The following is a 9,658-nucleotide window of genomic DNA, read 5'->3' as shown; positions in this document are numbered from 1 at the left end:
TCATCTGCAGTCATAGAAGAATCACAACGAACAGCTACTTGGCCGTCTTGAACATGAACAAAACCAGGAACCGTCGGAATGCTGTATTCAGAGCGGAAGGCTTGCAGTTTCTCTAATTCGCTGCCTTCTTCGCTGTTGATGAAGAAAATATGCGCCTTAGTATCAGCGACAACGCCAGCAAGAGTAGCAGCGAATTTACGGCAGTAAGGGCAAGTTCTGCGACCTACGAAGAAAGTTGCTGTCTCTTTGTCAGCAATTGCTTGACGAGCACGGTCAACAGTTGTAACTTCTAAGTCTTTAATATTTTGAGCAAATTGTTCCATAAATAATCCTCATTTCTTTTGATAAAACTAGTATGCCATAAAAAGCAGAAAAATGCTTGATTTGGAAACGAAAAACCAGAGAATGTGAATTTCATTCTCTGGTTGATTGGTTGATAGTGTTATTTTACTTGATAAAGGCATTAATCTCTGCTTCAATAGCAGCAATTTTTGCTTGAGCATCCTCATTGCTATCACCGACAACGGCAATGTAGAACTTGATTTTTGGTTCTGTTCCGGATGGACGGACAGCAATCCATGAACCGTCAGCCAAGGTGTATTTCAGCACATCGCTTGGAGGAGTTGTCAGAGCTGTAACAGTACCGTCTGCTGCAGTAGAAGTCTGCGCCTTAAAGTCTTCAGTAACAGAAATAGCAGTAGCGTTGAAATCTTTTGGACCATTGTCACGGAACTTAGCCATGATAGCCTTGATTTGCTCAGCTCCATCAACACCTGACAGAGTGACAGAGATAGTCTTTTCAGCAAAGTAACCATATTCTTTGTAGATTTCTTCAATACCGTCAGCCAGAGTCAAGCCACGTGAGCGGTAGTAGGCAGCTAGCTCAGCTACAACCAAAACAGCTTGGATAGCGTCTTTATCACGTACAAATGGCTTAATCAGATAGCCGAAGCTTTCTTCAAATCCCATCATGTAGGTGTGATTGTGTTTTTCTTCGAATTCTTGAATCTTTTCAGCGATAAATTTGAAACCAGTCAAGACATTGAACATGGTTGCGCCATAACTTTCAGCAATCTTAGTCACCAAGTCAGTAGAAACGATAGACTTGCAGAGAGCTGCGTTAGCTGGCAGAGTTCCAGCACTCTTATGAGCTTCCAAGATGTATTTAGCCATAATGGCTCCGATTTGGTTACCTGAAAGGTTGAGATAGCTGCCGTCTTTTTGCAGAACTTCTACACCGACACGGTCAGCATCTGGGTCAGTTGCAACCAAGACATCTGCACCAACCTTGCGGCCTAATTCTTCAGCTAAGGCAAAGGCTGCTTGGCTTTCAGGGTTTGGAGACTTAACAGTAGAGAAGTCTGGATCAGCTACAGCTTGAGCTTCAACAACTTCTACAGAATCAAATCCTGCTTGAGCCAAAGCGCGACGAGCCAACATTTCACCAGTACCGTGCAGAGGAGTGTAGACAATCTTCATGTCCTTACCGTATTCATCAATCAGTTTTTGGTTGATATTGACATCTTTAACTTCCTTGAGGTATTCAGCATCAATAGCATCGCCAATCACTTCAATCAAACCAGAAGCTTTTTCAGCTTCAACGTCAGCGACCTCAATAGCAAAAGGATTTTCAATCGCACGGATATAGTCAGTCAATGCATCTGCATCATGCGGAGGCATTTGTCCGCCGTCTTCACCATATACCTTGTAGCCGTTAAATGGAGCAGGGTTGTGGCTGGCTGTAATCATGATACCAGCAAAAGTTCCCAAATGGCGCACTGCAAATGAAAGTTCTGGTGTTGGGCGTAGGCTTTCAAATACATAAGACTTGATGCCATGTTTAGCTAAGACTGCAGCAGATTCAAAGGCAAATTCTGGTGAGAAATGACGAGAGTCGTAAGCAATCGCAACACCGCGTTTTTTGAACTCATCACCTTTTTCTTCAATCAAGCGAGCCAAACCTTCGGTTGCCTGACGGACAACATAAATATTGATACGGTTGGTACCAGCGCCGATCAAGCCACGCATACCAGCAGTACCAAACTCAAGGTTTGTATAAAAGGCATCTTCCTTAGTTTTTTCGTCCATACCTTCTAACTCTTTCCGAAGATAGTCAGGAAGTTCAGCGAAGTCAAGCCATTTTTTGAAGTTTTCTTGATAGGTCATAGATGGAGTCTCCTTTATATTTAAGATAGAAAATCACTGTGTGGTTTTAAGAAAGGGCACAAGATTTTCTTGTTTGTTCAATCGCTTTCATTGTAACATATTTTCATATTTTTTGAAAGTACTGACCTAAAAAATAGTGAAATACTTTGAAAAAATGAGCATGTTTGGATCAAAAAAAATAATCACGCTAGGTGATTATTTTTTAAGTTTTTCAAGTGCTGGAACGATTGCAACTGTAAGGATAGCAGAAATAATCATTTCTGAGATTGCATTAGCTGAAAAAATCAATGCAAGCATGGCTTTGATATCTCCATTGTAAACAGATGAAAATAGAATGAAAATTCCTCCGAGAACGAAGATGGTGTTGGTCATTGAGCCCACGGCACCAGCTAAAACTAAACCTGGCTTGTTTTTCATCCATTTGTAGACAAAATACGGGGTGATTCCGATTAGAATACGTGGAACCATAGCGATCATCAATGAATTGATGCTGCCGTTTTCTACAAAAGGACTGAAGAGGTAGCTAGTTGGTAGCAGGACAACAGTGTTGGTCACAACACTGATTACCCCCATCAGAGCTCCAAGAACAGCTCCAATTCGCGGTCCGTAGATAATACTAGCGATAATAACTGGAATATGAATAATGGTCGGTTTAATCGGAACCGGTAGTAGGTTGAAAATAACAGAGCTCAGCAGATGGAGCACTAACATAATAGCAAAAAAGATAGCAATTTGCGCGATACTAGATTGTTTTCTCATTTATAATTTCCTTTACTTTTTCTATAATAATATTGACATCAGCTAGAGCACCAGTTCCATGATCTCCGCAAGCTAGAACAGCTTCACGCGGTTCGATAATCTCCCAGCCAAATTTTTTTAATCTTTCCAAATTGTGCTGAGTTAGGGGATTTTCATACATCTTGGTATTCATAGCTGGCGCGATGGCTTTTTTGACATGAGATGGGAGAGCAAGGGCAGTAGCGGTTACCATATTATCAGCTAGACCATTAGCTAGTTTGGCGATGGTGTTAGCTGTTGCGGGAGCGACTAAGAAAAGATTCGTTTCTTTGCCGATTTCAATATGGTTTACCTTGTCTGGCCTCGGCTCGTCCATTAGGTCAAGGGAAACAGGATTCTTTGATAAAACCTGTAAGGTCAGCGGGGTGATAAAGTGACTGGCAGCTTCCGTCATGAGAACAGACACACTGTAGCCTAGCTTGCCCAGCTGGCTCGTAATATCTGCTGCTTTATAGGCCGAAATACTGCCCGTGACAGCGAGAGTAATATGGGTCATGAACTGTCTCCTTTCTGGATATGGCTTAACAATTGTTCAGCAATTTCTTCTTTGGAGAAAGCTTCTGTGACAGTGTCTGCTCCTAGGAGATAGGCGTGGTGTTGCCCGCTAGAAATTTCAGTCAAATCGTTGGCTACAATTAATTCAGCCTGATTTTTTTCAAGGCTGGCTCTAGCAGCAGCCAGTAACTCTTCTTTAGAAACGCCAACCAAGAGCTTGAAGCCAATCAATCGAATATTGGGATTCCATTCCTTGACCTTGCTGATAATTTTAGGATTTTTCTTGAGGAAAAGTACCTGATAGTCATCAGAAGACGAAATCTTACTTTCAGAATTACTTTTTTCCAGAAACTCTGTCACATCTGAACTAGCAAGAACCTCCTCAAATCTTGCCATGTACACTGGTTTATAGTCAGAAACAGCCATTGAATGAATGAGCACATCATGAGCTGCTACCAGCTCTTCCATGGTTGTCAGGAGCTGCTCTGTATCTTCGATAATCTTAATCGTTAGTTTTTCATGCGGATCCGGTTTAACAGCTTTTGCCGTTGTTAGCAGAGTCACCGAAGCACCCTCTGCCAAACAATGCTCGGCTATCATTTTCCCAAGTTGACCCGTTGAATGATTGGTGATAGAGCGGACTTGGTCGATTTTTTCACTCGTTCCGCCAGAGGTAATCAATATATTCATAGCTTTATTCTACAAGAAAAAATGAATTTAGTAAAATAAAATTAACTTAAGGTTCAATTTAGTCAAACTTAGCACTGGTGAAGCTTCTAGCTTGCTAGGACTTGTAGGTGCAGTGATTGGTATCGGTGCGCTTGGTCTTAACCGACGTCGTAAGAGAGGCTAATCTCTTTAGTAGAAAGTTAAAAAGGCATTCCTTTGGGGGAGTGTCTCTTCTTTTTAAATGAATTAGTATATAATATTGGTAAAAGGAGGTTTTATGAATAAATTAAAAGAAATTATGGATAAATTAGAAGAAATTGATGAAATTTATGATAAGGCTTTTGAGTATTTAAAGTTAGTATTTGGGGAGAATCCTAGTTACTCTAGAAACTCTAAAAACTTAGCAGTAGATACTTTGTATAAGCTAACTCTAATAAAGAGGGGTATCTTAGAGGAGATGGGTGAATCTTCTAAATAGAAATTTTTGTCATTAACCAAACATTTTTATTCGAAAAACTTTTTTAAATAAAAGTTTGGATGTATAATAGTCTTATAAAAATTAAATAAATATTTAAAAGGAGAACAAATATGTTCAAAAAATCAATCAAAACTACAGGTAAACCTCTTATGCGCAAGTTGCGTACTGGTGCTTTTGTAACGGGTATTGCTCTTACTGCTGTAGGAACTGCGAACGGGGTATCTGCTGATGAGGTACAAGAAAACGCTCCAAAAACAGAAGAGGTAACTAAACCCCAAGTATCTGTTGAAGAACAGTACAAAGAAGCTAAAGGTCAGCTAGTTGAAGCTACTAAAGCCGTAGAAACAGCTCAAGGGGCTGTAAATACCGCTCAAGCTGAAGCTACTGAAGCTACTAAAGCTCACGAAGAAGCTAAAAAAGCCGTTGATGATGCTAACAAAGTAACACCTGAAACTGTAGAACAAGCAAAAAGTGCTGTTACTAAAGCTGAAGGTGTTGTAAAAGATACAGAAGCTACTGTGAATAAGGCAGAGTCATCTTACAAAGAAGCTTCTGATGCTGTAAACAAAGCTAATAAGGTAGCTAATGAAGATAAGGTAGCTGTGGTAAACACAAAAGATGGGGTATCTGATGCTGAGAAAGCTCTTTCAGATTATAAGCCTGCTCAAGATAGCAAACTTAACGAACTTGATAAGGCTTCAAACGATGCTACTGCCGAAGTTAATTTGTCACAACAAATTGTAGACAATCTTACTAAGAAGGCTAACCAGCCTACAGGTAAGGGTACTATCGAATCTGCTCAAAAAGAAGTAGATACTCTTGGAGCTAAAGAAAAATCGCTTAATTCTCAGCTTGAAGAAGCTAAAAAAGCTACTATTGTTACACCGACAACTGGTACTCCTTTGAAAGCCGCTCAAAATGCCGTAACTGGTGCTACATCTACCAAATTTGCAGATGCTTATAAAGAAGCTAAAGCAAATAAATTTGCTAATGTTGATGCTATGAAGAAAGCTGTCAAAGATGGTAATGGTCGTACATTTTCAGGTATCGTAGATGCTAACACACCAGGTGCAGTTCGTTTACCAAATGGTATGTGGGTATTGCCAGCGGCTCTAAATGATATCATTGACTACAAAGTTGGTAGTCATGATACTACTAAGAAGTACTCTGTTGACTTCAAAGATGGTCTTCCAGCTAATGTTGTTGAAGAGTTGACTTCGTATGCTCTTGGTCTGATGAATCAAATCCAACGCTCTATTGGTGAACCTGAGTTTGTTGCTACAAAAGAATCTGCTAAAATTGCAAACGACACTGCTGAATTCCTTGAGTCTGGTTTGCACCCTGTTTCTTCAACTCGTGGTGGTGTTGCACCATCAAACGCTCCGCAGAAGTTCTATACAGGGCGTGATGCGGTTGCAAAATTCCAAAACTTGCGTGCAGTATTCGAATTTGAGCCAGATGCTTACACTGGCGATAAAGAGACATTTTCTGATGTCCGCTCTATCAACAAATACTCACTCGACGATTTAATGGGTATGGTACATAATTCTGTATTGGATATGTACTATAACACTAAAAAAGGTGGGAACGCTAAGTTCAATCGTGTACAGCGTATTGAAGAACTGGCTAAAGACGGTTTGCAACTTGGGGTATCTTTCAAGACTAACTTCGGTGCTGGTGATGCCCACCGTGTAGGTTCTGTGTTTACTTTCTCACGGGGTGGGGGTACTACTTCTTCTGTAAACCCTAAAGTTGCTCAAATCGAGGGCGAACTTACTAAGGTTAAAGCAGAATTGACTAAAGCTCAAGAAGAGCTTACTAATGCTAAGAAATCTGAAGGTAACACAAAAGCCATTGCTGAAGCTAAACTTGCTTTGCCAGTAGCTCAGACTAAGTTGGCATCTGCTAAAGAAGCTAAAGCAAAAGCTGATAAGGCTCTTGCAGACTACAAGGCTACTAAGGGTGTTGACTCTAAGTATGAAGACTTGAAAAACGCTGTAGCTAAAGCGAAAACTGCTCTTGCGGGTGCTGAAGCTAAAGCTAAGGTTTCTGCTAAGGCTCTTGAAGATGCTAAAGTTGCAGAGAATACTGCTCGTACTAATCTTCTCACTGCTCGTAAAAACTTAACTAAGGCTTACGACAACCTAATTCAAGCTACTAAGGTATTGAACGAAGCTAAAATTGTCCTTACTAACAAAGAAGGTAAAGTAAAAGAACTTTCTGAAGCTCTTCCTAAGCTCAAAGATGCTGAAACTAAGGCTCTTGCTAAGCTAGAAGAAGCTAAAAAAGCTCTTGAAGTTGCTAAAGAAGCTGAAGCTACTGCTAAAGCTAAAGTTACCGAGCTTGAAGGTAAACTTCCTAAGCAAGAAGTTCCAGAAGTTCTTGTACCTGCTCCAACTACAAAAGTTGAAGGTACTCAAAATAAAGGTGAGTTCCAAAACAAAACTAGCAAAGTTAATGTTGATGTAGTTAAAACTACTCAAAACTCTAAGGTAGTTTCCACGACTTACGCTCCTAAACCTGCTGATGCTAAAGGTAATGCTTTGCCGAATACTGGTGAGTCTTACTCAGTGTTGGCTCTATTGGGAGTATCTATCCTTGGAGCTCTGGTTCTTAAAAAGAAAACAGAAGAATTGTAATCTTAGCTCCCCTAGACTACGGTCTAGGGGTTATTTTTTATTTGTGGTGAATAAAGTTATATTTAGTAAACTCTAGAGGGTGGTGTTGTTATGTCTATAGATAGAGATTTACTAAAATTTATGGAAGATGCTAATTTATATGTAAAAGCTGGTATTGTAAGGAACGTAAAAAGAGGTTTAGAGAGTGGTACTTTTTCTTTTGGAGAGGAAGAAGAATACTTAAATAAGCTACTTGAGGTTGCTAAAGCAGAGAATTTAGTATCTAAAGAGTCCTTTGTATTAAAAGATGGTGAGTACCTAAACTGGTTTATACCTAATGGAGAAATCAAAGAATTAACTCCGATGTAAAAGTTACAGTTTGAGGAAGATAGCTATAAAGAAGATAAAAAAGGATCTTCGAAATTTCTTCTTCGTAAGTTAGGTTTGGTGACTGCTAGTGTACTTGCTCTAGGTGCTTTATCGATGGGTGGGTATTTTGGTGTTAAGAGTGTTCGTGAGCCGGGTTCGAGTGCCTTTGCTACTAAACAAAAGTCTGAAGAAACCTCAAATACAAATAAAGAGGGTACTAGTAAGTTTAATAAGAAGCTTACTGGTGTACTGAACAATCTTAGTAAAGGGATATCAGAGGAAGATATTAAATCTTTAGAAAGTTTAGCTAAAACTGAAGAAGATAAGTCATTTTTTATTAAAAAAGATGTATTGTATGAAAAAAATGAAGTAATTACCGAACGTTATGTTACTATTGGACTTTAAATGTGCAGATTTAATTCTTATCTGGTATAATAGTTTTATCAAATTAGAGGAGTTCCTTAATGAAAACAGATATCGAAATTGCTCAGAGTGTTGAATTACAGCCCATTGTGGATGTAGTAAAAAAGATTGGCATTGATTATGACGACTTGGAGCTGTACGGAAAGTACAAGACCAAACTCAGTTTTGACAAAATTCGTGAAGTAGCGAAAAATCCTGTCGGCAAGCTGATCTTGGTAACAGCAATCAATCCAACGCCAGCAGGAGAAGGTAAGTCTACCATTACCATTGGATTAGCTGATGCACTCAACAAAATTGGCAAGAAAACGATGATTGCCATTCGCGAACCGTCCTTGGGACCAGTGATGGGGATCAAAGGAGGAGCAGCTGGTGGCGGTCACGCGCAAGTCCTACCGATGGAAGATATTAACTTACATTTTACTGGTGACATGCACGCCATTACGACTGCTAATAATGCCTTGTCTGCTCTCATTGACAATCATCTTCATCAGGGAAATGCTCTGGGAATCGATCAACGTCGCATTATCTGGAAACGGGTGGTTGACCTGAATGACCGGGCCCTTCGCCATGTAACGATTGGATTAGGAAGTCCAGTTAACGGTATTCCACGCGAAGATGGTTTTGATATCACAGTCGCTTCTGAAATTATGGCGATTCTTTGCTTAGCTACGGATATTGAAGATTTGAAAAATCGCTTGGCAAACATTGTTATCGGTTATCGTTATGACCGCACACCAGTCTACGTTCGTGACCTTGAGGTAGAAGGAGCCTTGGCATTAGTCTTGAAAGATGCAATTAAGCCAAATCTGGTACAGACCATTTACGGAACACCAGCCTTTGTTCATGGTGGACCGTTTGCCAATATCGCCCATGGATGTAACTCTGTTTTGGCGACTAGCACAGCGCTACGCTTGGCTGATTATACAGTGACAGAGGCTGGCTTCGGTGCAGACCTTGGCGCTGAGAAATTCCTCGATATCAAGACTCCGAACTTACCAACTTCTCCAGATGCAGTGGTAATTGTCGCAACACTTCGTGCCCTCAAGATGAATGGTGGTGTGGCTAAGGATGCACTTACTGAAGAAAATGTTGAGGCGGTACGAGCTGGCTTTGCAAACCTTAAACGCCACGTTGAAAATATCCGTAAGTTCGGTATTCCAGCGGTCGTGGCCATCAATGAATTTGTCTCTGATACGGAAGCTGAAATTGCTACGCTTAAGGAACTCTGTGCAGAAATCGGGGTACCTGTCGAGCTTGCCAGTGTCTGGGCTGATGGCGCTGAAGGCGGTGTGGCTCTAGCTGAAACTGTAGTCAAAACCATTGACGAAAAACCAGCACACTACACTCGTCTTTATGACAATGACTCAACTATCGAAGAGAAGATCGAGAAAATTGTTACTGAAATCTATCGCGGTTCAAAAGTAAGCTTTGAGAAAAAAGCGCAGACTCAGATTCGGGAAATTGTCAAGAATGGCTGGGACAAGCTGCCAATCTGTATGGCCAAAACACAGTATAGCTTCTCAGACAATCCTGCTGCTCTGGGAGCACCAGAAAACTTTGAAATCACCATTCGTGAATTGGTACCAAAACTTGGGGCAGGCTTTATCGTGGCTTTGACAGGAGATGTCATGACCATGCCAGG

At 40.6% G+C, this 9,658-nt stretch carries 10 protein-coding genes; 5 read left to right on the top strand and 5 right to left on the bottom strand.

Features of this window, described 5'->3' with window-relative positions:
• The 5 genes from Q0191_RS07435 to Q0191_RS07415 all read right to left on the bottom strand — a co-directional run.
• A partial coding sequence (locus tag Q0191_RS07435; protein ID WP_297665233.1) for a thioredoxin occupies positions 1 to 323 on the bottom strand: 323 nt, incomplete at its 3' end.
• A 124-nt stretch (positions 324 to 447) separates the two neighbouring features.
• Positions 448 to 2,166: a phospho-sugar mutase gene (locus Q0191_RS07430; RefSeq protein ID WP_297665231.1), complete on the bottom strand. Its 1,719-nt coding sequence runs from the start codon at positions 2,164 to 2,166 to the stop codon at positions 448 to 450.
• Positions 2,167 to 2,361: 195 nt separating this feature from the next.
• On the bottom strand, positions 2,362 to 2,925 hold the full coding sequence (locus Q0191_RS07425) for an ECF transporter S component (RefSeq protein WP_005590371.1): 564 nt from the start codon (positions 2,923 to 2,925) through the stop codon (positions 2,362 to 2,364).
• Entirely contained in the window at positions 2,909 to 3,460 is a 552-nt protein-coding gene (gene coaC / locus Q0191_RS07420) for a phosphopantothenoylcysteine decarboxylase (protein WP_297665228.1), read from the bottom strand. Before coaC ends, Q0191_RS07425 begins: the two co-directional genes overlap by 17 nt.
• Complete coding sequence (locus Q0191_RS07415) at positions 3,457 to 4,149, bottom strand: phosphopantothenate--cysteine ligase (RefSeq protein ID WP_297665226.1); 693 nt, start codon at positions 4,147 to 4,149, stop codon at positions 3,457 to 3,459. The genes coaC and Q0191_RS07415 overlap by 4 nt, the downstream gene beginning before the upstream one ends.
• A gap of 256 nt (positions 4,150 to 4,405) precedes the next feature.
• Between Q0191_RS07415 and Q0191_RS07410 the strand changes: the two genes are divergently transcribed.
• From Q0191_RS07410 to Q0191_RS07390, 5 genes are all read left to right on the top strand, one after another.
• Complete coding sequence (locus Q0191_RS07410) at positions 4,406 to 4,606, top strand: hypothetical protein (protein ID WP_297665224.1); 201 nt, start codon at positions 4,406 to 4,408, stop codon at positions 4,604 to 4,606.
• A gap of 110 nt (positions 4,607 to 4,716) precedes the next feature.
• Positions 4,717 to 7,245 carry an SEC10/PgrA surface exclusion domain-containing protein gene (locus Q0191_RS07405; RefSeq protein WP_297665222.1) on the top strand — a complete coding sequence of 843 codons (2,529 nt, stop codon included), beginning with the start codon at positions 4,717 to 4,719 and terminating at the stop codon, positions 7,243 to 7,245.
• A 90-nt stretch (positions 7,246 to 7,335) separates the two neighbouring features.
• Entirely contained in the window at positions 7,336 to 7,593 is a 258-nt protein-coding gene (locus Q0191_RS07400; protein WP_297665220.1) for a hypothetical protein, read from the top strand.
• Between the two features lie 114 nt (positions 7,594 to 7,707).
• Positions 7,708 to 7,998, top strand: coding sequence for a hypothetical protein (locus tag Q0191_RS07395; protein ID WP_297665218.1), 291 nt, complete (start codon positions 7,708 to 7,710; stop codon positions 7,996 to 7,998).
• A 59-nt stretch (positions 7,999 to 8,057) separates the two neighbouring features.
• On the top strand, positions 8,058 to 9,658 hold a 1,601-nt coding region (locus Q0191_RS07390; RefSeq protein ID WP_297665216.1), incomplete at its 3' end, for a formate--tetrahydrofolate ligase.

Origin of the sequence: uncultured Streptococcus sp. (genome assembly GCF_938036805.1) — a bacterium.
Classification (GTDB): domain Bacteria; phylum Bacillota; class Bacilli; order Lactobacillales; family Streptococcaceae; genus Streptococcus.
The sequence above is the reverse complement of the archived record's forward strand: the minus strand, read 5'-3'. Positions and strand labels throughout refer to the sequence as shown.

Excerpts from the sequence above, each read along its gene's own strand:
- Q0191_RS07430 (WP_297665231.1), bottom strand. The coding sequence starts at position 2,166 with ATGACCTATCAAGAAAACTTCAAAAAATGGCTTGACTTCGCTGAACTT.
- Q0191_RS07425 (WP_005590371.1), bottom strand. The coding sequence starts at position 2,925 with ATGAGAAAACAATCTAGTATCGCGCAAATTGCTATCTTTTTTGCTATT.
- coaC (WP_297665228.1), bottom strand. The coding sequence starts at position 3,460 with ATGACCCATATTACTCTCGCTGTCACGGGCAGTATTTCGGCCTATAAA.
- Q0191_RS07415 (WP_297665226.1), bottom strand. The coding sequence starts at position 4,149 with ATGAATATATTGATTACCTCTGGCGGAACGAGTGAAAAAATCGACCAA.
- Q0191_RS07410 (WP_297665224.1), top strand. The coding sequence starts at position 4,406 with ATGAATAAATTAAAAGAAATTATGGATAAATTAGAAGAAATTGATGAA.
- Q0191_RS07405 (WP_297665222.1), top strand. The coding sequence starts at position 4,717 with ATGTTCAAAAAATCAATCAAAACTACAGGTAAACCTCTTATGCGCAAG.
- Q0191_RS07400 (WP_297665220.1), top strand. The coding sequence starts at position 7,336 with ATGTCTATAGATAGAGATTTACTAAAATTTATGGAAGATGCTAATTTA.
- Q0191_RS07395 (WP_297665218.1), top strand. The coding sequence starts at position 7,708 with ATGGGTGGGTATTTTGGTGTTAAGAGTGTTCGTGAGCCGGGTTCGAGT.